Annotated in this window: 20 protein-coding genes; 7 read left to right on the top strand and 13 right to left on the bottom strand. The window is 60.4% G+C overall.

All coding sequences use genetic code 11. The annotated features are described in order from the left end of the window. Window positions 1-24 precede the first annotated feature (24 nt). Window positions 25-390 (top strand): histidine triad nucleotide-binding protein, encoded by a 366-nt coding sequence (locus BMZ67_RS01445; RefSeq protein ID WP_092020138.1) that lies wholly within the window; start codon window positions 25-27, stop codon window positions 388-390. Window positions 391-466: 76 nt separating this feature from the next. Here the strand turns inward: BMZ67_RS01445 and phoU are convergent, their stop codons facing one another. From phoU to BMZ67_RS01470, 5 genes are all read right to left on the bottom strand, one after another. Then, window positions 467-1,189, bottom strand: coding sequence for a phosphate signaling complex protein PhoU (gene phoU / locus BMZ67_RS01450; RefSeq protein WP_092020139.1), 723 nt, complete (start codon window positions 1,187-1,189; stop codon window positions 467-469). Between the two features lie 38 nt (window positions 1,190-1,227). Next, window positions 1,228-2,124 carry a phosphate ABC transporter ATP-binding protein PstB gene (gene pstB, locus BMZ67_RS01455; protein ID WP_092020140.1) on the bottom strand — a complete coding sequence of 299 codons (897 nt, stop codon included), beginning with the start codon at window positions 2,122-2,124 and terminating at the stop codon, window positions 1,228-1,230. A gap of 10 nt (window positions 2,125-2,134) precedes the next feature. After that, complete coding sequence (pstA, locus tag BMZ67_RS01460; RefSeq protein ID WP_092020141.1) at window positions 2,135-3,412, bottom strand: phosphate ABC transporter permease PstA; 1,278 nt, start codon at window positions 3,410-3,412, stop codon at window positions 2,135-2,137. Then, window positions 3,405-4,793 carry a phosphate ABC transporter permease subunit PstC gene (gene pstC / locus BMZ67_RS01465; protein WP_092020142.1) on the bottom strand — a complete coding sequence of 463 codons (1,389 nt, stop codon included), beginning with the start codon at window positions 4,791-4,793 and terminating at the stop codon, window positions 3,405-3,407. The genes pstA and pstC overlap by 8 nt, the downstream gene beginning before the upstream one ends. A gap of 135 nt (window positions 4,794-4,928) precedes the next feature. Beyond that, entirely contained in the window at window positions 4,929-5,987 is a 1,059-nt protein-coding gene (locus tag BMZ67_RS01470) for a substrate-binding domain-containing protein (RefSeq protein WP_092020143.1), read from the bottom strand. Window positions 5,988-6,293: 306 nt separating this feature from the next. On the opposite strand from BMZ67_RS01470, the gene BMZ67_RS01475 reads away from it, so the two are divergent. Beyond that, complete coding sequence (locus BMZ67_RS01475; protein WP_092020144.1) at window positions 6,294-6,692, top strand: acyl-CoA thioesterase; 399 nt, start codon at window positions 6,294-6,296, stop codon at window positions 6,690-6,692. An 81-nt stretch (window positions 6,693-6,773) separates the two neighbouring features. Here the strand turns inward: BMZ67_RS01475 and uvrD are convergent, their stop codons facing one another. From uvrD to thiI, 3 genes are all read right to left on the bottom strand, one after another. Continuing rightward, window positions 6,774-8,939, bottom strand: coding sequence for a DNA helicase II (gene uvrD / locus BMZ67_RS01480; protein ID WP_092020145.1), 2,166 nt, complete (start codon window positions 8,937-8,939; stop codon window positions 6,774-6,776). A gap of 87 nt (window positions 8,940-9,026) precedes the next feature. Continuing rightward, window positions 9,027-10,481: an NAD-dependent succinate-semialdehyde dehydrogenase gene (locus tag BMZ67_RS01485; RefSeq protein ID WP_092020146.1), complete on the bottom strand. Its 1,455-nt coding sequence runs from the start codon at window positions 10,479-10,481 to the stop codon at window positions 9,027-9,029. 112 nt (window positions 10,482-10,593) lie between these two features. Then, window positions 10,594-12,048, bottom strand: a complete 1,455-nt coding sequence (gene thiI / locus BMZ67_RS01490) for a tRNA uracil 4-sulfurtransferase ThiI (protein WP_092020147.1) — start codon at window positions 12,046-12,048, stop codon at window positions 10,594-10,596. Between the two features lie 184 nt (window positions 12,049-12,232). On the opposite strand from thiI, the gene ppnN reads away from it, so the two are divergent. Then, window positions 12,233-13,618 (top strand): nucleotide 5'-monophosphate nucleosidase PpnN, encoded by a 1,386-nt coding sequence (gene ppnN, locus BMZ67_RS01495; RefSeq protein ID WP_092020148.1) that lies wholly within the window; start codon window positions 12,233-12,235, stop codon window positions 13,616-13,618. A gap of 38 nt (window positions 13,619-13,656) precedes the next feature. On the opposite strand, the gene BMZ67_RS01500 is transcribed toward ppnN, so the two are convergent. After that, window positions 13,657-13,986 carry a c-type cytochrome gene (locus tag BMZ67_RS01500; RefSeq protein WP_092020149.1) on the bottom strand — a complete coding sequence of 110 codons (330 nt, stop codon included), beginning with the start codon at window positions 13,984-13,986 and terminating at the stop codon, window positions 13,657-13,659. A 241-nt stretch (window positions 13,987-14,227) separates the two neighbouring features. Here BMZ67_RS01500 and BMZ67_RS01505 point away from each other — a divergent pair, with 241 nt between their 5' ends. Next, on the top strand, window positions 14,228-15,331 hold the full coding sequence (locus BMZ67_RS01505; protein WP_092020150.1) for an enoyl-CoA hydratase/isomerase family protein: 1,104 nt from the start codon (window positions 14,228-14,230) through the stop codon (window positions 15,329-15,331). A gap of 6 nt (window positions 15,332-15,337) precedes the next feature. Here BMZ67_RS01505 and BMZ67_RS01510 read toward each other — a convergent pair whose 3' ends face one another. The 3 genes from BMZ67_RS01510 to BMZ67_RS01520 form a co-directional block, all read right to left on the bottom strand. Continuing rightward, window positions 15,338-16,036 carry an ankyrin repeat domain-containing protein gene (locus BMZ67_RS01510; protein ID WP_092020151.1) on the bottom strand — a complete coding sequence of 233 codons (699 nt, stop codon included), beginning with the start codon at window positions 16,034-16,036 and terminating at the stop codon, window positions 15,338-15,340. Between the two features lie 104 nt (window positions 16,037-16,140). After that, entirely contained in the window at window positions 16,141-18,285 is a 2,145-nt protein-coding gene (locus tag BMZ67_RS01515) for a tRNA(Met) cytidine acetyltransferase TmcA (RefSeq protein WP_092020152.1), read from the bottom strand. Further along, window positions 18,285-18,668: a DUF2237 family protein gene (locus BMZ67_RS01520; protein ID WP_245749835.1), complete on the bottom strand. Its 384-nt coding sequence runs from the start codon at window positions 18,666-18,668 to the stop codon at window positions 18,285-18,287. The genes BMZ67_RS01515 and BMZ67_RS01520 overlap by 1 nt, the downstream gene beginning before the upstream one ends. A gap of 63 nt (window positions 18,669-18,731) precedes the next feature. Between BMZ67_RS01520 and BMZ67_RS01525 the strand changes: the two genes are divergently transcribed. The 3 genes from BMZ67_RS01525 (at window position 18,732) to BMZ67_RS01535 (ending at window position 23,088) form a co-directional block, all read left to right on the top strand. Continuing rightward, complete coding sequence (locus BMZ67_RS01525) at window positions 18,732-21,056, top strand: ATP-dependent helicase (RefSeq protein ID WP_245749836.1); 2,325 nt, start codon at window positions 18,732-18,734, stop codon at window positions 21,054-21,056. Window positions 21,057-21,301: 245 nt separating this feature from the next. Continuing rightward, a complete protein-coding gene (locus tag BMZ67_RS01530) occupies window positions 21,302-22,501 on the top strand; it encodes an OmpA family protein (protein WP_092020154.1) in 1,200 nt (399 codons plus the stop codon). Between the two features lie 80 nt (window positions 22,502-22,581). Then, window positions 22,582-23,088 (top strand): DUF4124 domain-containing protein, encoded by a 507-nt coding sequence (locus BMZ67_RS01535; RefSeq protein ID WP_092020155.1) that lies wholly within the window; start codon window positions 22,582-22,584, stop codon window positions 23,086-23,088. A gap of 1 nt (window position 23,089) precedes the next feature. Here the strand turns inward: BMZ67_RS01535 and BMZ67_RS01540 are convergent, their stop codons facing one another. Then, a complete protein-coding gene (locus BMZ67_RS01540; RefSeq protein ID WP_092020156.1) occupies window positions 23,090-24,301 on the bottom strand; it encodes a methyltransferase in 1,212 nt (403 codons plus the stop codon). Between the last annotated feature and the right edge of the window lie 9 nt (window positions 24,302-24,310).

Consider the following 24,310-nt stretch of genomic DNA (forward strand, 5'->3'; position numbering starts at 1 on the left):
AACCACGGTAAGGACCCAACCGCCATGTCAGAAACGATTTTCACCAAGATCATCAACCGGGAAATTCCCGCCGACATCGTCTACGAGGATGACCTCTGCCTGGCATTCCGCGACATCAACCCCCAGGCCCCGGTGCACTTGCTGATCATCCCCAAGCAGGCGATCGCCACCATCAACGACCTGGACCCCGCCGACCGCGAACTGGTGGGCCACCTGTACCTGGTGGCGGCCAAACTCGCCGAAGAGATGGGCTTTGCCGACGACGGTTACCGCACCGTGATGAACTGCGGCGAAAATGCCGGCCAGACCGTGTTCCACATTCACCTGCACCTGCTGGCGGGTAAACCCCTGGGCTGGCCTCCATACACGGATCGTATGAAACAGGCCTGATCCGACCCACGTCAGGCCCATAAAAAAAGCCGGTTCAGGTTTCCCTGTACCGGCTTTTTTTTTGCAGTGAAACGGATTACCGCTTCACAACTTCCTCGGCCCGTTCCATGGAGGTGTGACGGATGTCCTCACCCTTCACCATGAAAATGACGTTCTCGGCAATATTGCAGGCGTGGTCGCCCACGCGCTCCAGCGCACGAAGCACCCACATCACCGACATGCAGCGGGAGATATTGCGGGTATCTTCCATCATGAAGGTCAACAGCGTACGGGTCGCCGCCTGATACTCTTCGTCGACCCGCTTGTCTTCCTTCATCACCCTCAGAGCCTGTTCAGAGTCAAGGCGGGCAAAGGCATCGAGGGCATCGTGCAACATGCTGGCAACGTGGTTTCCAATGTGACGGGTTTCCACATAGCCACGGGGCGCCTGTCCTTCCTCTGACAAGCCAATGGCAAACTTGGCAATTTTCTTGGACTCATCGCCCACCCGCTCCAGGTCGTTCACCATCTTGATCACCGAAACCACCAGGCGCAGGTCGCGGGCAGTCGGCTGGCGACGGGCAATAACCCGGGTCGCTTCCTCGTCGATGGCCACTTCCATTCGGTCCACCGCTTTGTCACGGGCACGGACATCTTCCGCCAGCTGGCTGTCGTTTTCGATCAGCGCCTGGACTGCGTCCATCAGCTGCTGCTCGACCAATCCACCCATTTTCAGAAACTCGGTTTTCAGCTCCGCCAGTTCTTCGTTGAACTGATTGGAAATGTGATCACCGTAAACATCATCCTGTTGTGTAGGCATAGCTCTTTCTTCTCCTGATCAATCCGTCGCAGCGACAATCAGCCGAAACGGCCGGTGATGTAAGATTCAGTCAACTCATGCTCTGGCGCCGTGAACACCTTGTCGGTGTCGTTGACTTCAACCAGGTGCCCCAGGTGGAAGTAAGCGGTACGGTGCGATACCCGGGCCGCCTGCTGCATGGAGTGGGTTACGATGATGATGGTGTAGCTCTGTGACAACTCCGCGATCAGCTCTTCCACCTTGGCGGTCGCGATCGGATCCAGCGCCGAGCAGGGCTCGTCCATCAGCACCACTTCCGGGCTTACCGCAATGGTACGGGCGATACACAGACGCTGCTGCTGACCACCAGACATACCGGTTGCCGGTGCATCCAGGCGATCCTTGACCTCGTTCCACAAGCCAGCCTTGCGCAGGCTGTCTTCAACGATGTCATCCAGTTCCGACTTGCGATTCGCCAGACCATGGATACGTGGGCCGTAGGCAACGTTATCGTAGATTGATTTCGGGAACGGGTTGGGCTTCTGGAAAACCATGCCCACCCGAGCCCGCAATTCCACCACATCGCGCTTGGGATCGTAGAGGTCCTGGCCATCCAGTTCCAGGCGCCCTTTCACACGACAGATATCAATACTGTCGTTCATCCGGTTCAGACAGCGCAGGAATGTTGACTTACCGCAGCCTGACGGACCGATAAAGGCAATAACCTCGTTGCGGGCAATGTCGAGGCTGATGCCCTTGATTGCCTGGGTATCGCCGTAGAACACTTCAACATCCCGCAGACAGAACTTGGCGTCGTCGGCAAACGGGGTACCCACCGTCTTGCCGTATTCAATCGCCGCTTCCGCCGGTTTTTCCTTCGCCATGGACACGGCGTCCTGTGTCGTTGTTTCGCGCTGGGCCGTATCAGTGGTAATGCTGGTATTCAAAGTACTCATGGGATTCTCCTTACCACCGGCGCTCAAGACGTTTACGGAGCCAGATGGCCAATGCGTTCATACTGATCAGGAAGGTCAACAGCACCATAATGGCTGCCGACGCGCGTTCAATAAAGCCCAGTTCCGGGCTACCCGCCCACAGGAAAATCTGGACCGGCAAGACCGTCGCCGAACTGAAGAAGCCGTCCGGGACATCAACAATAAAGGCCACCATACCAATGAGCAGCAGCGGGGCCGTTTCACCCAGAGCCTGCGCCATACCGATAATCGAACCGGTGAGCATGCCGGGCATCGCCAGTGGCAAGACATGGTGCAAAACCACCTGCATCTTGGAGGCGCCAATGCCTTCCGCCGCTTCGCGAATGGACGGCGGCACACTCTTGATGGCTGCGCGGCTGGAAATGATGATGGTCGGCAGGGTCATCAGCATGAGCACCAGACCACCCACCACCGGTACCGAGCGAGGCATACCGAACAGGTTGATAAAGATCGCCAGGCCCAGCAGACCAAAGATGATCGAGGGAACCGCCGCCAGGTTGTTGATGTTGACCTCAATGAAGTCGGTCAGACGATTCTGGGGAGCAAATTCCTCCAGATAGATCGCCGCCGCAACACCAATGGGGAATGACAACAACAGGGTTACCGCCATGGTCAGCAAAGACCCGACAATGGCACCCAGGACACCGGCATGGCCGGGGTCGCGGCTGTCACCATGGGTGAAGAACACATCGTTGAACGAGGTGTCGATCACCCCACGCTCCATCAGGGCCAGCGTCCACGCCTGCTGTTCCTCGGTCAGTTTGAGCGAGTAGCTGCTGTCATCACGGTGTTTGACGAATACATCGACGTCATCGCTGGCCACAAAGGTCAGTGTCTGCGTGGTACCCATGACCGCCGGATTAGCCACCACCAGGTCCTTCACTTCACTGGAGGAATAGCTGTTGAGCAGCCCTTTCAGAGCCCGTTCCCCACTGCGGCCGGAGACCTCCGGAAACTCCCGCTTCAGGGCCGCCATTAGGGGCGCCAGGTAATCCGCATTACGAATCTGGGCAGGATCGGTGGCGTCCTCCAGGTACATGATCTCAGGATCGAAAGTCACCTCCAGGGTCACAGTCGTCTTGAGAAAGCCAGTATGGCCTTTGCTGATGATGTCGCTGAACAGCACCACCAGGGCAGTGATGGCCAACGCAATGGCCGTTATACCATAGGCCCGGAAACGCCTTTCCTTACGGTAACGTCGCTTCAGCGACTGGCGGACAATTTCCGCCTGCGAAGTTGAGTTAGTCATACTGTTCCCGATATTTTCTAACAACATGGAGAGCGAGGATGTTCAGCGCCAGGGTGACGATGAACAGCAGCATACCGAGGGCAAACGCCGCCAGGGTCTTGGCGCTGTCAAACTCCTGATCGCCCACCAGCAAGGTGACAATCTGGACCGTTACGGTAGTCACCGAATCCAGAGGGTTGGCAGTAAGGTTCGCGGCAAGACCTGCGGCCATGACCACAATCATGGTCTCGCCGATGGCCCGCGAAACCGCCAGCAGAATTCCACCCATGATGCCGGGCAGCGCCGCCGGGAAGATGACTTTTTTCACAGTCTCGGACTGGGTTGCGCCCAGTGCGAGAGAGCCGTCCCTCAGGGATTGGGGAACGGCATTAATCACATCATCCGACAGGGACGACACAAACGGAATAATCATTACGCCCATCACCAGGCCCGCCGCCAGCGCACTTTCCGCAGACGCCTGCAGCCCCAATGCCGCCGCCAGTCCTGAGATGAATGGCGCCACCGTCAGCGCGGCGAAAAAGCCGTAAACCACCGTCGGCACACCCGCCAGCATTTCCAGCAGCGGCTTGACGATGCCGCGCATCCGCGGGCTGGCGTATTCGGCGAGGTAAATGGCCGACATCAGGCCAACCGGTACCGCCACCACCATGGCAATGGCCGAGATCAGCAGGGTTCCCACAAACAGAGGGATCATTCCGAACGCCCCTTCAGACCCCACCTGGTCAGCCCGGATCGCAGTTTGTGGACTCCAGGAGGTACCAAACAGGAACTCAGTCATCGGCACTTTGCCGAAGAAGCGAACGGTCTCGAAAATAACCGAAAACACAATACCCACGGTGGTCAGGATCGCCAGACCAGCACAGGCAAAGAAAATTCTGCGCAGGGTGGTTTCAAATTTAACCCGGGCATTCACGTGAGGCGCGATGCGCAGCCAGGCCAGGAAACCACCGAGAACCGCGATACAGACCACCAGCAAGGTCATCATCAACTGGCTGCTCTGCTGCAGGTTGGTCAACCGGGTGGACGCTTCGACAATGGCCGGCGGGACGAAATCCGCTGACAAGGCTCCGGATGCGACGTTGGTGATCTGAGACAGCACCAGGCTGGCTTTACCCGCCGAATCCGGCTGCAGTTCGGCTGGCAGACTGCCAACCACCAGGGTCTGGATAACCTTGCCTTCAAAACCGAGCCAGCAGGCCAGCACCAACAGGGCCGGCAATCCACACCACATGGCTGCCCGGGCAGCGTAGTAGAAAGGTAGCGATTTCAGGTGCTTGATACCGCCGAGCGGTGCCGCCAGGGCGCGTGACCGTGCGTACCCCAGGACAAAGGCGATAATGACCAGCACCACAATAAGTGGAAGTAGATTCGCCGGTTGCATGGTTTCTCTCTGTATCTGCTATTGAAAGCCGGTTTCCAGTGCCAATCGACACTGACAAACAGGCCTTTTAAACACGAAAAGTGCGGGTACAGGCCCCGCACTTTTCGTTACCACTTTCGACAATGACCCGCTGACTTACAGCTCGTCACCAGTCATAGTTTCCAGGGCAGCGGCACGCTCAGCAGCAGCCATGCGGTCAGCACGATCCAGCGGGATCAGGCCTACGTCTGCCAGGTAACCGTTGTCGCCCCAGGCGCCTTCGCTGGCGAACTCGGCAACGTACTCAGCAATACCCGGAACCACACCCACGTGAGCCTTCTTCACGTAGAACCACAGGGAGCGGGCAAGCGGGTAGTCGCCAGCACTGATGTTGTCCATGGTCGGCTCAAAGCCAGCAACGGTAGCGGCCTGCAGAGTACCGGAGTTCTCTTCCAGGAAGCTGTAGCCGAAGATGCCGTAGGCAGAGTGGTCAGCGGTCAGCTTCTGAACGATCAGGTTGTCGTTCTCACCAGCTTCAACGAAAGCACCGTCTTCACGAACGCTGTGACAGATGGCCTTATAGGCGTTCTTGTCTTCGTCCTTGATGGCTTTGATCCAGGAGAAAGTCTTACAGCCGCCTTCCAGAGCCAGCTCGTTGAACGCGTCACGAGTACCGGACGTCGGAGGAGGTCCCATTACACGAATCGCCGTGTTCGGCAGGCTCGCGTCGATGTCGCTCCAGTTGTTGTACGGGTTGGCAACCAGCTCTTCGCTGCCGTTCGGGTTCGGAACTTCCTTGGCCAGGGCCAGGAACAGCTGCTGCAGGGATACGTTCAGGTTTTCAGCTTCTTGGGAGCTGGCCAGAACGATACCGTCGCTGCCGATCTGAACTTCAACGATCTCTTCTACGCCATTAGTCTGGCACAGTTCAAACTCGCTCGCCTTCATACGGCGGGAAGCGTTGGTGATGTCAGGGTGCTGGGTACCGATACCGGCACAGAACAGCTTCAGACCACCGCCGGAACCTGTGGACTCCAGCTTCGGAGTCGGGAAATCGGTGTCGCGGCCAAAGTGCTCAGCAACCACAGTCGCGAACGGGTAAACAGTGGAAGAACCAACAATGTTGATGGTGTCGCGGGCCAGGGTCGGAGTTGAAACCGCAGCCAGGGTGCCGGCAACCGCCAGGCTGGCAAAAGCTGTTTTCAGTTTGATCACGTTACGTCTCCATCACTTTGAGCTTATTAAGCTGCTTTTGGTGAGCTGATGGGATCAGATCGCGCCTTTTTTAAGAAAATTGGCGGCTTATCCGATCCACAGACTAACGGCATGGGTGAGCCGATGAGTGGAGAATACGCAGCCTCTATGACAACTTTGTTACAGCTTTTGAAATATTACAGACATGTTTAAGGATTGGAAATGGCGCGATTTAAAGTCAATTTCATTTGCAGCGCCTCCCACCGCGGTTAACATGCTGCTTTTGGCTTTCTTGAACTCAATAAGAATCACAACAGGTGGCTCATGATGACGACACTAGACGATGACAAACCCCGCCCCCGCGGCGAACTTACCATTCAGGTGGTGCCACTGCCTGGGGATACCAATGCCAACGGCGATGTCTACGCTGGCTGGCTGATCAAGCAAATGGATCTGGCGGCGGCAACCATTGCCGGACGCGTATCCCAGGGGCGCACTGCCACCGTAGCTGTTGACCGCATGGAGTTCCTGTCTCCGCTGCGGGTAGGCTCACCGGTCAGTTGCTATTGCGAGCTGGTGGACATTGGTCGTAGCTCCATGAAGATCAACGTGGAGGTCTGGACCCTGGACCGTACCGCCAAGCGCCCCCGCAAAGTGACCGAAGCACTCTTCGTGTTTGTTGCGATTGATGAGCAGGGGCGCATCCGGGAAGTGCCGGAGCAATAACCCGACCTGTCCGCCGGGCCAGTCAGGGAAGACGGCCCATCGAACGCTTGGTTACGCTCTCCATCGCACACTACCAGACCGCTAACACGCCTCCAGCGGCGCATAGGCCAGCACCAGCCATTTGGCGCCTTCATCGAAATTGACCTGGATGCGGGTATGATGCCCGGTACCCTCACAGTTCATCACCACACCTTCGCCAAATTTCGGGTGACGAACCCGCTGACCGAGGCTGAATCCGGCTTGGGCGCTGGACTCGCTGGCGAAGAGCCCCTCGTTGGGACGCGCCACCATCGCCGGACGGCTGACCGTGTTACGCAAGCGCACTTCCTGCAGACAATCGGCAGGAATCTCCCGGACAAACCGGGACAGGGCATGGAACTTTTCCTGGCCGTAGATACGCCGCGATTCAGCGTAAGTAAGCACCAACTTCTTCATCGCCCGGGTAATGCCGACATAGGCCAGACGGCGCTCCTCTTCCATCCGCCCAGGCTCTTCCACTGACATGCTGTGGGGGAACAGGCCCTCCTCCACCCCAGCCAGAAACACCTGCGGAAACTCCAGGCCCTTGGCGGAGTGGAGGGTCATCAGCTGGACGCTGTCTTCATGGGCTTCCGCCTGGGCCTCACCAGCATCCAGCGCGGCCTGGGCGATGAACTCCGCCAGCGGATCAACGCCGTCTTCCACTTCGTAGTCCGAGAGGGCGTTGACCAGTTCCTCAAGGTTTTCAATACGGGCCTGGGCTTTTTCACCCTTTTCGTTGGCGTGGTAGTCCTTGAGGCCGCTGTCCTCAATGGTCTGTTTCATCAGACCTTGCAGGGTGGCATGCTCGGCCTTGTCTGCCAGCGACTCGATGATGTCGATAAAGGCCTGCAAACCGGTCTTGGCTCGCCCCTTGACCTGCCCCGCCTGCAACATCCGCTCGCTGGCCTCCCACAGGGAAATACCCACCTCACCTGCATAACTGCGCAGGTCGGCCAGGCTCTTGGCGCCGATCCCCCGCGGCGGCACATTGACTACCCGTTCGAAAGCGGCGTCGTCCCGGCGGTAATGCACCAGCCGCAGGTACGCCAGGGCATTACGGATTTCCTGTCGATCGTAGAAGCGCAGTCCACCATAGACTCGATAAGGAATCCCCTGTCGCATCAGCGCCTCTTCCAGCACCCGGGACTGGGCGTTGGAGCGGTAGAGAATGGCGCACTCGCGACGCAGGTTGCCCTCATTCACCCAGCTTTCAATACTGTCGGCAATGTAGTTGGCCTCATCCTGCTCGTTGAACGCGGCATAAAGGCTGATGGGTTCCCCTTCGGCGCCGTCGGTCCAGAGCTCCTTGCCGAGCCGGTCCTGGTTGTTGGCGATGACCGAGTTAGCGGCCTTGAGGATCACTTTGGTGGAGCGGTAATTCTGTTCCAGCCGCACCAGCCGGGCATTGGGAAAGTCCCGCTGGAACTGCTGGATATTCTCGATCTTGGCGCCCCGCCAGCCGTAGATGGACTGGTCATCGTCGCCGACGATGGTCATCGGCACCCGGTGGCCAGCCAACACCTGGAGCCAGGCGTACTGGATGGTATTGGTGTCCTGGAACTCGTCCACCAGAATGTGCTGGAAGCGGCGCTGGTAATGGGTCAGCAGCTCCGGCCGATTCAGCCAAAGCTCATGGGAGCGCAGCAGCAGCTCGCCAAAGTCCACCATGCCACCCTGCTGGCACAGGGATTCGTATTGCTGGTAGACCTTCACCATGGTCTCGGTGAAATGGTCACCGGGATTGACCTGGATGTAGCCCGCCCGCAGGCCTTCGTCTTTCTGACCGTTGATAAACCACTGCACCTGCTTGGGCGGCCAGCGGGTTTCATCGATCTGCTGCTCCCGCATCACCCGTTTCACCAGCCGCAACTGGTCGTCGCTGTCGAGGACCTGGAAGTTCTCCGGCAACCCGGCGTCCTGCCAGTGGGCGCGCAGCAGGCGGTGGGCAATGCCGTGAAACGTACCGAACCACAACCCTCGCGCCGGGATCTGCATCATCTGCTCGATGCGGTAACGCATCTCTTTGGCCGCCTTGTTGGTAAAGGTGACCGCCAGGATTCCAGTGGGCGGCACGCCATCCACCTGCATCAACCACGCAATCCGGTGAACCAGCACCCGGGTCTTACCACTGCCCGCTCCCGCCAGCACCAGCAGATGATCGTTCTGGGCGGTCACCGCCTCACGCTGGGCGTCGTTGAGGGAATCGATAATGTGGGAGACATCCATAAGACAAGACCCGTTACTGGTTAAATGAACAGGTCCGGGATTATAGCAGGAGAATTCTTTGGTTTCCGGTGAGGATTACCGGGGGACTCAGTCCCCCCGTGGAATGGTTTGCGGCTCCACGAACTCAAACAGTCCCTCAACGCCACCTTCGCGGCCAATCCCGGAGGCTTTCATGCCGCCGAACGGCGCTTCCGGTGTCGGACCGGTGCCGGTGTTCCAGCCGACATGGCCAAACCGCAGACAGGCCGCCACCCGCTGGGCCCGCTCCGGGTCCCGGGTAAAGACATACGCCGCCAAGCCGAATTCGGTGTCGTTGCCCAGCGCCACTACTTCCTGCTCACCATCAAAGGCTGCCAGGGGCACAAACGGTCCAAAGGTTTCTTCACGGACACAGTCCATCTCCGCAGTCACACCCGACACCACCGTCGGCGGATAGAACAGCCCGGCGTTGTCCAGCGTGACGGGGTCAGGGCCCGCTACCAGGGTGCCGCCCTTGGCAAGGGCGTCACTGACATGGCGGCGCACCTTGTCGAAACCCGCCTGGTTGATCAGCGGTCCGATATCGACACCGTCCGCCATACCATCACCCACCGTCAGCGCATTGACCCGCTCCGCCAGCAGGGCTTCGAATCGCGCCAGGGCGCCCCGCTGAACGTAGACCCGGTTGGCACAAACGCAGGTTTGGCCACCGCCACGAAACTTGTTGGCCATCAGGTGATCGACGGCAGCCTCAAGGTCAGCATCATCAAAGACAATAAAGGGGGCGTTCCCCCCCAGCTCCAGCGACAGCTTCTTGACCTGTGGCGCGGTCTCCACCAGCAAGCGCCGCCCCACTTCGGTCGAGCCGGTAAATGACAGCATCGGCACGTCCGGGCTGTCACACAGCACCTTGCCGATCACGCTGGCGGGGCCCATCACCAGGTTGACCATGCCCGGTGGCAGACTGGTGTATTCATCCAACAGGCTAAACAGGGCAATCATGGTGAGCGGGGTTTCGCTGGCTGGTTTGATCACCGAGGGGCAGCCAGCGGCCAACGCCGCTGACAGTTTCTTGGCAATCATGCCAAGGGGGAAATTCCAGGGGGTGATCAGGCCGACAACACCAATGGGCCGATAGTGAACGGTCCAGGAGCAGCCCCGGGGCCGCTCAGCCAGCACATCAGGGGCCAGCGCCGTGATGTGGGCGGCACAATAATCGAAAAATCCGGCCGCGTAATCCACTTCACCACGGGCTTCCGCCAGCGGTTTGCCGTGTTCGGAGCACAGGATACGGGCGAGCTCGTCGCGGTGGGTCAGCAGCGCCTCGCGGATTTCCTCAAGCCACTGCTTTCGGATCTCCAGCGGGTAAGGCTGCGCCAGCTTCAGCGCCGAGCACGCGGAACTGATCGCTGCCATAACCTCGCTGGCACCCATCGCCGCCACCGACGCCAGGGTCTCGCCGTTGGCGGGATTATGGACATCAAAGGTCGGCCCCTCCCCCGCGTCCTGCCACTCACCGTCAATGTAACCGGAAACATGCTGCAACAGGGGTGACACAATCATCTCGACCTCGTCCTATCGGCAAATGGGGCGTGCCGGTCCGGAACAGGCCAGGCACTCACCTCATCTTGATACCCGCTCCAGCGCTTGTAAAGCCAACCACCGGGCCAGGCGATCAGCGCCCAGGAGTGTAGACCTTGACGTTGCCATAGCCCTCGGCCTTGAGGTGACCGGCGTGCATGCGACTCATGGAGCCCCGGTCGCAGTACAACAGGTACTGGCGATCCGCGGGCAGCTCAGCGATTTTCTGGTTCAGTTCATAGAACGGAATGTGCAGCACTTCGTTGTTGGTCAGCGTCAGCGGCGACTGCTCGCTTTCGGACGGGTGTCGGACGTCGATGATGACATCGCCGACACCGGGGGTCGGCACCAGCTCGACCTCCTCGGGCGTGGTCATGGTGTCCATCAGGCTCGCCACCGGGGTTTCGGTGCGACTGTCGATGGCCTGCTGCAGGACCGCCGGGTTCATCTGCTCTTCATCATGGAGAACCCGATCAAGCTTGGCGCGGGTAGCGGGCTTCTGCGAAATCACGCCGCAATATTCCGGCATGGTACGGGCAAAGGGTTCGGTGCCGATATCCCTGGCGATCTTAATGATGTTCTCCTTGTCCATGGAGATCAGCGGCCGTAACACCACCTGATCACAAGCACGGTCGACCACATTGAGGTTGGCCAGCGTCTGGCTGGACACCTGCGCCACCGCATCGCCCATCACCAGCCCCATGGTGTTGTTTTCATCGGCAATGGCGGATGCCGCACGCAGCATCTCACGTTTGAGTACCACGCCCCAGTGACGATGATTTACCGAAGTCATGATCTCGGCGACCACGGCGTCAAACGGCACCGAGATAAACTTGGCATGGTGGGAGGAGCCATAACGCTGCCAGATGTAATGCACCACCTGCTTGACCCCGACTTCATGGGCGGTGCCCCCGAGGTTGAAGAACAGGAAGTGGGTTCGCAGGCCCCGACGCATCATCAGGTAGGCTGCCACCGAGGAATCGTACCCGCCGGAAATCAGGGTCATCACCGACTCAATACTCCCCATAGGGTAGCCACCCGCTCCCCGATGTCGCCGCAGCGCAACCAGAAAATCACCCTGGCGCACCTCAATCCGCACGGTGATGTCGGGAGTCTTCAGGCTCACACCTTTGGCTTCCGAGGCTTGCAGCAAGGCGCCACCGACAAAGCGCTCCAGTTCGATGGAGGTAAAACTATGGTCCCCCAGGCGCTTCGCCCGCACCACAAAGGTCTTGCCCGCCAGGCTGGCGGCAAACGCAGCCACCGCTTTCTCTGCCACGTCGTCCATCGAAACCAGCGGGTACACCGCCACTTCCTGGATGGTTGAAATACCCGGTATGCGAACCAGCTCATCCACCACCTGCCCGGTCAGGCCACGGCCATCGGGCACATCCACCGTAACCCGGTCCCAGGCGCCTTCCACGCTGATATCCGGGTCCAGGCGGATCAGGATCTTGCGAATGTTCTGACGCAACTGACGCATTTGCTGCTGGCGGACGGGCTTACTTTTGATGGCCACTTCGGAGGCCGGACGGATCTGGAATTTCATAGTGGAAACCGACTGTAGACTGACTGGCGGGTGGTTAAGGCGTTATCGGGACCTCGTCCCGGCGTCTCCATAGTTTAACCCGATCGGCAACCGCCACAAAATTGCGTGGTCGCGACGCACGAGTGAAATGGGCTAAGGTTAAGCTGTACGGGAAGCTGTTTGCCCGCTCCAAAAAGGATGATCTATGAACGAAACCCGAATCAATGCACTCGTTTCCCCGGAAGGCAGCCTCGAAGTACTTTCCAAACACGAGGTAGATCTGCTCAAGGATACGAGTGAAGGCGGCCTGTATCGACTCTTTCGCCAGTGCGCCCTGGCGGTCCTGAACACCGGCATCGAAACCGACGACTGTAAGGCGCTGATGGAAAGCCACGCCGATTTTGATGTGCGCCTGATCCCCCAGCCGCGGGGGCTCAAGCTGGAGCTGATCAACGCCCCCGCCCACGCCTTTGTCGATGGGCAAATGCTCCGGGCCAACCGGGAGCACCTGTTCTCAGTGCTGCGGGATATTCTTTACACCAGCTCCATTCCACTGACCGCCGAGGGCTTCCGCCGCGACGATCCGGAGGACATTACCAACCTCATCTTCCACATCCTCCGTAACGCTGGCGTCCTGCAGGCCGGCCGCCAGCCAGATACCATCGTATGCTGGGGTGGCCACTCCATTAATCGCGACGAATACGATTACAGTAAAGTGGTTGGCCACGAACTCGGCCTGCGGGGCCTCAGCATCTGCACCGGTTGCGGCCCGGGCGCCATGAAAGGGCCGATGAAAGGGGCCACCATCGGCCACGCCAAGCAACGGGTAAAAGATGGCCGCTACATCGGCATTACCGAGCCTGCGATCATCGGCGCCGAAGCCCCCAACCCCATCGTCAATGAACTGGTGATCATGCCTGACATTGAAAAACGCCTGGAAGCGTTTGTCCGCACTGGGCATGGGGTCATCGTCTTCCCTGGTGGCGTAGGTACCGCCGAAGAAATCCTCTACCTGCTGGGCATCCTGTTGCACCCGGACAATCGCAACCTGCCGTTCCCGGTTGTGTTCACCGGCCGTCAGGAGAATGCCGAATACTTCGAGATGATCGACCGTTTCATTCGCAAGGCGCTGGGCGAAGAAGCCGCCAGCAAGTATGAAATCATCATCGACGACCCGATCCGGGTCGCACAAACCATGAAAAGCGGGATCGAAGAGGTAATCGCGTTCCGTCGCGCCATGCAGGACGCGTACTACTTCAACTGGATGCTGAATATTGATCCGGTTTTCCAGATGCCGTTTGAACCCACACACGAATCCATGCGGGCACTGGCACTGCACCGGGAACAGCCGGTCCACCTGATTGCCGCCAACCTGCGGAAGGCCTTCAGTGGCATTGTTGCCGGAAACGTCAAAGAACAGGGAATTCGCCAGATTCAGCAGAAGGGGCCGTTTGAAATTGCGGGAGACCCTGAGTTGCTGGCACCGCTGGAGGAGATGCTGGAAGCGTTTGTTAAGCAGAACCGGATGAAACTTCCGGGCGCTATTGCCTACTCACCGAGCTACCGGATCGTGCGCGGCGCGGCAGCCTGAGTGACGAAGCAGCCCGGTGAGGGCTGCTTCAATCCGCATCAACCGCCGGCAGGCAGGCTGGCGTAGTAGGCCGCCAGGTTGGCGATGTCATCATCACTCAGGGCCGCGGCCTGAGCCTGCATGATGACCGCGTTACCACCATTACGCTCTTTGGCACGGTAAGCGTTCAGGGCGTTGACCAGGTAGGTTTCGTTCTGGCCAGCCAGGTTCGGATACATTGGAATCATGGCTACGCCGTTCTGGCCATGGCAGGCCGCGCAGACTGCTGCCTTGGCCAGAACGGCGTCGGCATCACCCGCCGCACTCACTGCGGGCATCGCTGCAGCCAGGGCAAACACTCCGGCAACCGTTACATTCTTCAGGTTCATGGACTTTCCCTCTCATTAATTATTGACCGGCCAACGGACAACCGAACCATTGTCGAATCAAGCCCTTGGCGGGCGGAGTTATAACATAGCCCCTGCCCCGCTCAAATGCGATAGGTCAAGATACGACTTTGGCACAAGCAGGCCAGGGCAAGCGTCCATTCCAGGGCCAGAGTGTGGCACACTGCGGACATTCCCAAACGACAACAACCATGGGTGCACCTACACCCCGGAGACCTTCAGCATGCCCATTCAGGTACACGAGCTTGCCTGCCAGCAAGGGGTGATCGGCCAGATCACCCTGGATTCCCAGGCGTCCCTCAATGCCCTCAGCGAAGACATGATCGACGCCATGCAGGCAGCCCTGGATCGGTGGCAGGATGACGACCGGATTTGCCTGGTGGTGGTGGACGCCGCCGGTGACCGTGCCTTCTGCGCTGGAGGGGACATTGTTACGCTGTACCAAAGTATGACCGGCCAGGCCGACCCGGAAGCCCCCCGACGCTTCTTCAGTAAGGAATACCAGCTGCTGTACCACCTCCACCGTTTTCCAAAACCGGTGATTGGCTGGGCTCAGCGTGTAGTCATGGGTGGCGGGATGGGGCTGCTCTCGGCCTGTCGCTACCGTCTGGTAACCCCGGACCTGATTATGGCCATGCCGGAAATCACCATCGGTCTGTTCCCGGATGTCGGTGCCAGCTGGTTTCTCAACCGCTTGCCGGCGGGCCTGGGCCTGTTCCTCGGGCTCACCGGCGCCCGTCTGAATGCCAGCGATGCCCTGCGGGTCGGGCTGGCCGACATGGCCGTGCATCAGGATGGCAAGGCCGCTTTCCTTGACCAGCTTCAGAGCCAGAGCTGGACCGGCTCGGTCGCTGCCGATGATAACCGGCTCTACCGACTGCTGAATCAACTGGATGTTCCGGCCCCGGAACAACTCCCCACCAGTGAATTGGCGAGCTGCGAGCAGACCATCGCCCATCTGTGCCGTCGTGGCTCACTCCAGGAAGTGGTCGGTCGCCTGCTGTCTCACCCGGAAGGCAACGACTGGTGGCAAAGCTGCATCAGTAACCTTCGCGCCGGCTGCCCGGTCACCGCCTGCCTGGTATCAGAGCAGCTCAAACGGGGTCAACAGATGGCACTGAAAGATATCTTTGAAATGGAACTGGCCATGGCACTGGAGTGCACCCGGCGCCCTGACCTGCGGGAAGGTGTAAGAGCCCTCATGATTGACCGGGACCAGACACCAGCCTGGACCTACAGCCGCGTTGAAGCAGTGCCCCGGGAAGTGATCGACGCCCACTTCATTCCAGACTGGACGCCGGACAATTCACCCATTGAGCAGCGCTGACCCCGGTCAGCTCTCGGCTCCGGCCTGAAGCAGCAGCATCTGCAGGTCGTCGTTATGGCTAGCCCGCGCCAGGTCCAGGGCGGTGGTGCCGTTCGGCGCCCGATAGTTGACGTCTGCGCCGGCGGCCAACACCACTTCCGCCGTCAGCAAATCTCCGGCAGCGACCAGGTGCATCAGCAGCGAGCGCCCGTCCTGACTGACATTGACATTACCCCCCGCCGCCAGCAACACCTTCACCACCGACAACTGGCCGGCACGGGCCGCTCCCAGCACCGGCGTGGTGCCGTCATCCGCTTGCGCATTGACATCGGCGCCGGCGGAAAGCAGCAGCTGCACCATCCTTCGGTCTCCGGCACCGGCTGCCCTCATCAGCGGTGTGAAGCCATCACTACCCGCTAGATCCACCGCCGCTCCGCGACTGAGCAGGTACCAGGCAATCTCACGATCGCCCCGGGCTACCGCCAGCGCCAGCGGCGTGCCGTGTTCAGTCAGAGTATTTATCGCCGCGCCCTGCTCCACCAGGCTTTGCACCTGGCCCTGATCGCTGCTGGCGACTGCTGCCATGAGGGGCGTGTCTGCCACCGAAGCGGCACCGTGGGTCAGATTGGCAGGCGCGGGCTGGCTGCTACAGCCGGTTTGACTGACAAGCCCGATAGCGAGAACAAAGAAAGCGAGGAAACCGATGGCATATCCTTTAGCCGGCATGGTGTAAGCGTCTCTGTCGATAGGTTTCAGAAGGCGTGCGTTGTTATTATTCCTTGAAAGCCTCTTCGGGCTCCTGGCGCATTCTGATCCGTTAGCAACGACAATTAAATCGAGCGGTTCACAAGTTCCAAGGTTTCCTTGACCAAGACCCGCAACTGTTGCTCCCCTTCCTTTCGCCCCCGGCAGTCGCCGGCTACCTGTAAGCGGCGCCAGCTCCAGCCCTGTAGTACGGCACGACTCCACAGCTGGGCTGACGGATTCTGAGCCATGCACCCGACAACCCCCGCGCACCCGCTGAACCGTTTCAGTACTGGCAGTGTCAGCTCGAAGCCACGAAAGCCCTCGGCAAAGGCAAGCAAGTCAGCCCGGTCCTGGACAGACAGATCGCCCCCCGGTGGCAACTGGGCGGTCACTGTCAGCACAAGGGAAGACGCCAGTTCCGGCCACACCGTTGGCACCAGGACCGGCCAATGCTCGGCGAAACGCTGACTGATCCGATGCTCAAGATCGCGGCCCGTCTCGGTCAAGCCCCGCAGGCGCTGTACGGTATATTCACCACTACTGGCCTCACGGTGTACGCCCAGCCTCACCAGGGGCAGTCCGCAGTTTTGCCAGAACGTCAGCAGATCGTCACTGGCACCATAACTGGTGCCAATGGCATCCAGCCCCACCTCGCGGGCGTAGTCTTCCGCTGCGCGCACCAGCTTTTGTCCCAGCCCCTGGCGGCGACAGTCGTCACGAACCGCCACACGTACCACCCGCAGCACCCGCAACCGGGCCGCGTCAGCAAAGCCGCTGTGACTGGCCAACGATTGCGGCAACAGATGCCCCCGGACCCGACGGCGCCCCATCGCGACCGCTTCCGCCAATGCCTCCGTCAACCCGCCCTCTGCACTGGCCCAAAGCACTGCCACCGGGCGCCCTGCGCAGGTAACCCGCCAGCTCACCGCCTGGGGGTCATCCAGCCACTGGCGCAAATCTCCCGGGGTGGTCCGGTAGTGCGCGTCCACCAATAACCCAAAGGCCTGGGCCAATTCGGTTTCCGTCGCTTCCGCCGGGTCCCAGCGCTCCAGCTGCCAATCACCTGGACATGGGGCATCGCTCGAAGAGGCGTCCAGCAGGAACAGGTCAGCGGTCAGTTGCTCCAGCGGGTCACCGGCGGCCCAGCGAATGGGCGTCGCCAGCGTGAAGGCCTGCCACTGCGGCGTATGCTGATCCAGCACCGAGCGAAAACGGATCGAAAAGCCTCGCCCGGCCCCTTCATACCCATGAATGGTGCTGGCAAACACACAACGGGGCCAACCCAGCAGAATCTCCCGCAGCTGATTGGCGGGAATCGCAGCGGCCTCGTCCACCAGCACCACTTCCGCTGTTGGGCGCTGCCGCAACAGTTCATCCAGTGCCCAGAACCGCAGCGAGCTGCCGCTCCGCAATACCAGTTCATGTTCCCCGTGCCCGGCCTCGGCAAGGTCACCAGCCGCCTCACGGGCATGACGCATCAGGGTTGCCACGGCCTCGGGCGACGGCGCCGTGACCACCACCTGCTGGCGGCCGGCCTGCAGCAACTCAATCGCCGCCAGTCCCAAGGCGGCGGATTTACCCCGCCCGCGATCAGCGGTTATAACCAGCGGGCGTCGCCGCCGCCCCTGACCGGTGCGAACGATCGCACTGACCAACTGCCGTTGTTCAGCGCTGGCCCCCGGGGTAAAGCCGCCGGTAGCCTCAGCGGGCTCACCCAGTTCTGGCAGAACCGTGCCTTGCCGGCTGTCGGAATCGATGCGGATGACCGTGCTATTGGCCCCCAGGAGTTTCGCCAGCCGGCGGGCAAACGGGTGATCCGAAGCCTCCCCCAGCCCGGTGCGCTCATAGTCAGGATCAGCAAACCGGCCCCACTGGGCCAGGGGCGGCACCAGCCAGAACCAGAGCCCACCCGCATTCAGGGTACCGCTGAACGCCGCCAGGCCATCCGGCGGATTACCTGCCCAGCCATCCCACACCAGCACATCGGTTTCACGCCCCAACCACTGGCGCGCCCGGTTGGCCGACACCGGGACCAAATCCAGTGCCGGCTCAGGCAGTTCCGCGCCGATCCACAGCCGGGTATCGCCAGCCAACGCCGGTAACACCGTGCGCAACCAGGCAATAGAATTCTGTCGCTCACCTTCCAGCAACACCAGACGGCGCTGGCCAAGCTGCCTGAGCTGGCGCTGGAACTGCCCCCAGGCCGCTTGCGCGGATGCGTCAGTCATCAGTTGAGGTCAATGGCGTAGCGTTTCAGGTCATCCAGGTTGCAGACGTCCAGGGTCGCCAGATGGGTTGCCCGCAGCCGCACCCTGGGTGCACAGTCAGCATCCAGTGCCTCCAGCCAACGGCTCGCACACAGGCACCAGGTGTCCCCCGCTTGCAACCCGGGAAATCCAAACGCCGGCACCGGCGTGCTCAGATCATTGCCACGGGCTTTGGAGAACGCCAGGAACTCATCGGTCATGACCGTGCACACGGAGTGCAAGCCGAGGTCATCGGGTCCGGTGTTGCAACAGCTGTCACGGTAGAACCCGGTTAACGGATCGTTGCCACAGGGCTCAAGAACTTCCCCCAGCACATTGACCGATTCATCCATTACCACCGCCATTGTCATCTCCCCACCGTGTTCAAGTAACGCGCCCAGCGCCCACAAAAGTCATGCGCGGCTATTATGGTGGACGTCTTACACCGGCGCCAGTTGCGGACTACAATAGCCGCCATGCCCGAGCACCTTCCCGACTATCTCACCGACGAACAACGCGCCATCATCACCGCCCCTTACGAGCATGTGGTGATTACCGCCGTGGCTGGCAGCGGCAAAACCTCCACCCTGGCCTGGCGCATCCGCTACCTGCTGGAGCAGGGCCACGACCCAAACCGTTTGCTGGTGCTGATGTTCAACCGCAGCGCCCGGGTCGATTTCGAGCGCAAGCTCCGTGAGGTTACCCAGGATACCGGTCTCGCGCTCCCGGAGATCCGCACCTACCACGCTATGGGGCTCCGGCTTTATCGTCGGTTCATCCAGGAGGGCGCCCTGCCGGCGTTTTCCGAAGCCATCCTCACCGACCAGGAAATCAACTTCCAGGTCTGGCGGCTTACCCGTGAACTCGCACCTTCAGAACTGGCTGACGAGATCCGCCGTAACAAGAAGGACTATGTCGAAACCGCCGTCAGCTTCATCGACCTCGTTAAAACCACCCTGTCGCCGGTGGACGTGGTTTTCGAGGAGCTCGGCTACACCGACAAACATCGTTATCTGATCGAGCTGTTCCATAGTTTCGAGCAATGGCGCAAGCGTCACAGCCGAATCAGCTATGCCGACATGCTGTATGAACCGGTGCTGGCGATTCACCAGACGCCGGCGCTGCAGAAGCTGGTCGCCAACAAGATGGACCTGATCCTGGTGGATGAATACCAGGACACCAACGAGATCCAGCACCTGCTGCTGCGTTACGTCGCCGGGGAGCGAGCCCGGGTCACCGTGGTCGGCGATCCGGACCAGACCATCTACGAGTTTCGCGGCGCCCGCCCGGAGTTCATCCTCAGCCGCTTCAGCCAGGAGTTCGACAGCCCGCTGGAACAGACCCTCAGTTACAGCTTCCGCTATGGGCATCGGGTGGCACTGCTGGCCAACCACCTGATCCACCACAACCGGGGCCGCAAAGACGTCCTTTGCCACGCCCACCCCAGCACCCCGGCCACCACCGTCTCACTCCATGAGCACGGCAACGACAGTGACGTGGTGTTGAGGCTGGTAACCGGTCAGTCGGCAGAATCACTGGCACAAACCGCCATCCTGTTCCGGGTCTGGAGCCAGAGTGTTGCCATTGAGCTGCAACTGCTGGCGCGCCAGGTGCCCTACCGTATCGATGCCGGCAAGGGCGCGTTGTTCAGCCGTGAGGTCGAAGCCATCACCGGATTGCTGATGGTCGTGGCCGGCCCCCTGGCACAGCTACCTGATCTCGACCGCCTTGCTATTGCCCGCCAGCTGTTGCGTTTTCCCCATGTCGGTCTGAAGGAAGCCGAGCTGGACCAGCTGGCACAGATGCTTAGCCAGTTTGGTTCGGACTGGGGGCGCCGGCTGCTTGACCTCGATTTCAACGCCCTGCCGCCCATGGCAGCCCGTAAGCTGAAAACCCTAGGGGAAACCCTGGTCAAACTCGATGGTTTCCAGGGCCAGGCCGCTCAACTGGTGCGCCGCTACGCCGAGGGTACCGAACTGTACGAAGGCATTCGCAGCCTCGCGCTGACCCACGAAACCGCCGACGAGCGTATCGATACCATCCACGGTTTCCTGCTGTACCTGGCTGGGCTTGATGTCGACGCCGCCCGGGCTCTGGCACACCTGCAGGCGTTGCGGAACCAGGCCAGCCAGCGTGATCAGCAGTCCGGCGTGCTGCTGTCGACAATCCACCGAACCAAAGGTTTGGAATGGCCACAGGTGATCGTTCCCGGCCTGCAGGAAAAGTACCTGCCTTACAGTCCACGCCAGACCGATGACCTCAGGGCCCTGGTGGAAAGCGAGCGGCGGCTGCTGTATGTAGCCATGACCCGCTGCCGCCAACAGCTTCACCTGATTACCCGTCCCCTGGGACATACCCCCCACCTGGAGGGTGACCAGGGGCCCAGCCGCTTTGTTCCAGAGCTGTGTTTTGCCTTGTCCGACCAGTTCGGACACTGGCTCGACCAGCGCGACCAGGATGCCGGCAACGGCAGCCAGCTCTGCCTGGACATTCCGATTACCCCCATCAGCGAACGCTATGCCCGCGACGCCGGGGTTTCCCTGAGCAGCAAGGTCACAGAGGCCACTGAGAGTCACGGCGGCCCGCTGTGGGCCCAGCCACGGCTGCACCATGTGATCTTCGGCCCCGGAGCGGTGGTCAACGAAGACGAAAGCGCGTTTGAGGTCCGCTTTGACAGCGGAGAGCAGCTCAATTTCAGCAAAAAGAGCGCTCACCTTTATTTTTCCCTGCCTCAGCAGGGCCGCTCTGACTGACCTGGGAAGCGGAATCCTGAGGGCTCCAAGCATGTCTCTTCAGGCCATTCGCAACACCCTATCGTCAAAAACTGAACCTTTTCGGTGTTAAATACGTCCTTTCCGGGGCTAGGCAAAGACTCTGAAATCGCATAAGTTCCCTGCCGAAGGAGAGCTTTACACGCCATTGACTATAAGAAAGTGCGCCGCCACGACGAGCGAGCGCGCTCGGATGACGAATGAAACTCACTAACAGGAGGTTAACCATGCCCAGCATGCGTCCACTTGCAATCGCGGTCGTTGCCGCAGCCATCAGCACCCCGACCCTGGCTGAAGACAAGGACTATATCTATCTCAACCCGTTTGCCGCCTATCAGTACTTCGACGACAAGCGCGACCTGAGCGAAACCGGAACCTTCGGTTTTGGTCTTGAGTACCGTTTCGCGCCCCACTGGGCGGTAGAGGCTCTTTACTCCCGCGCCAATGCCGACCGCAAGTACACTGCTGGCAACAGCGACTTTGAGGAACTCCGCCTCGACGGCCTGTATTACTTCGCCGCTCCCGAAAAAGCGTGGAACCCGTACTTGGCAGTAGGTGCCGGCCATGCCGACTTTGGTGACGAATTGACCCACTCCCCTGGCACAAATCACGAAGAGACCCGTGTCAACGTTGGTGGTGGTGTTCGCTACAACGTCACCGAGATGGTATCGCTGCGCGGCGACCTGAGAGAATTCCACGGCATTGACGAAAGCACCTTCGACACCCAGGTGTCACTGGGCTTCAGCCTGGCCTTTGGCAAGGCTTCCAGCAAATCCGAGCCGGCTCCGGTGGTGATGGATTCTGACAACGATGGTGTTGAAGACAACCAGGATCAGTGCCCGAGCACACCCGCCGGTGCTGCCGTAGACAGCATGGGCTGCGAGCTGGATAACGACCGTGACGGCGTCGCCAACAGCGCTGACCAGTGCCCAGCCACCCCAGCCGGTGCCAACGTCGATGCCAAAGGTTGTGAGACTGACGGCGACAACGACGGTGTTGTCGATAGCAAGGACGAATGTCCGAATACTGCCGCTGGCGCTGAAGTGGACGCCAAAGGTTGTGAAGGCATCGCCGAAACCATCGAAACCTTCGAGATTGAGGTTCAGTTCCCGACCAACAGCGCCGAAATCGGTGGCAGCTACGATGCCCAGATCCAGCGCGTTGCAACCTTCATGAACGAGAACCCGGAAACCATCGTTGAGATCGCTGGTCACACCGATAGTGCAGGTAACGCCGACTACAACCAGGCCCTGTCCCAGCGTCGTGCCGAATCTGTGGCTCGTCGCCTGACCGAAAACCTGGGCGTAGAAGCCGAGCGGGTAACTGCTGTGGGTTACGGTGAAGCCGAGCCGGTCGCCGACAATGGCACCGCCGCTGGCCGCGCCGAGAACCGCCGGGTAGAAGCGCGCATCCAGGTGCGTCGCTAATCACCAAAGCGGTATATACTCAAATAAAGGCGCCTGATGGCGCCTTTATTTGTTGTACCGGAAGAAGGAGTGACAAGGTCGTGAGAACGTCGGTAAAACCAGGCCTTCTGTTGCTCAGTCTGCTGCTGGCCAGTGCCAGCCATGCCCAGGTTTACCGTTGCGAAGATGACCGTGGCGTCCGTTTTTCCGATCAGCCCTGTGGCGACCATGCGGAAACCGTCACCATCCGTGACAATCGCATCGGGGGCCGCTTCAACGATAACCTGCCCGCCCCAGAACCGACCCCACCGGTTGCAGCTGACGACCCATCACTCGCGGCCCAGGAACCTCAGGCCTCCGATACCCCAGACAGCCCCTGCCGGTTTATCAACTCCACCGACCTGCGCACCTACCTGATTCGTGAGCAGGTGGTGGTTGGCATGACCCGGGACCAGGTCCGGCAAGCTTTCGGGCCACCCCCAGAGACCTATCCGGTACCCCAGGAAACCTGGGTTTACCACACCGATTACTACGACAAACTCTATGAGCTGACTTACGTCTACTTCCGCGATGGCTGTGTCGAATCGGTGGTCTACCGCAAGCCCTAGACTAGACCTGCGTTTCCCGGCGACGAGCGTCAATCAACAGGTTACGCGGTGTCAGTTCACGGCGACAGAAGGTGCCGAGCCGAACCTGATAGCCCTGCTCCTCAAGGTACAGCCCGTAATCCAGCACCAACCACAACTCCAGGGGCCGTCGGAACAGGTGGCGGACCAATTCATGGCGCCGAACCTGACGTTGGCGCCGCCGACCTTCGGCCAGCCAGTGCTCCGGCTGCCAGCCCGATGGCAGCGACAGGCCCTTTTGTTCCGCCGCCCAGACACAGAACGCTGCAAACCCCTGCTGGTTCAGGCGAGTGGGGTGAGATGGCACCGGCAGGTAATCGTCACAGCCCCGCAGGCTACGCTGCAACGCATCAAAGCCCAGCCGCCAGGCCTCGGTCTGCACCCGCAACGTCCGCACCCGTGCCGGCGCCGTCACGGTTTCCTGCACCACCAGGCGCAGGTTGAGGTTGGACAGTCGGCACACATCGGCAACCGCGCCCACCCGGTGGGACATAGGCGGGTAATCGCCGTCCAGCCCCAGGTGGTAACAGCAGGGAGAAATACTGAGCCGGGCCGCGCCTCCGGCCACGCCCTGACGAAGCAGGTGTCGATGCAGCTCACCACAGGCATGGAGGGCAACGCCGTGCTCCCCTTGCGGAAACGCCAGCGTCGCTTCCATCACATCCTGCTGGCGCAGGTGAACCGCCATATCGGCCTTGGTGGCCAGACGGTTACCTTCCGCAACCAGAGTCTCATCCCACTCCAACCCCTGCACCATTGAGTCGGTATGCCTGGACAAGGTGCGCGCCAGATGACCTTTGCCACAGCACCAGTCCAGTACTGGCGCCGCCAGCGGAATCAGCGCCGAGGCAAACGCCCCGGCCTGCTGTCGTTTGCGGCCGGGCATGTCCACCGCCAGCCGCTCCGGCAGACTGACGTCTCCGGCTTCCAGGTGCGGCCAGTCCAGCAACGACACACGTTCGGTCATCGCCGGCCACATCGGGGCCAGCGCCCGCGCCAGCGCGTCCACGTCCTCGTGATAGCGCTGACAGTCCTGATCATCCAGGTGGTCCAGCCAGCGTGACAACTCCGGGTACGCCTCCATCCAGTCAGGAGACGGTGTGGTAAAAGGCACCGGCTGCCAGAAGCCCTGGTGATCCAGCAGCCACTGGTTCAGCCGCTGCCAGCGCTGGAGCAGTTCACTGTTGTCAGGCATCGGGGGGTA

It is taken from the genome of Marinobacter zhejiangensis (assembly GCF_900114775.1).
In the GTDB taxonomy this organism is placed as follows: Bacteria; Pseudomonadota; Gammaproteobacteria; order Pseudomonadales; family Oleiphilaceae; genus Marinobacter; species Marinobacter zhejiangensis.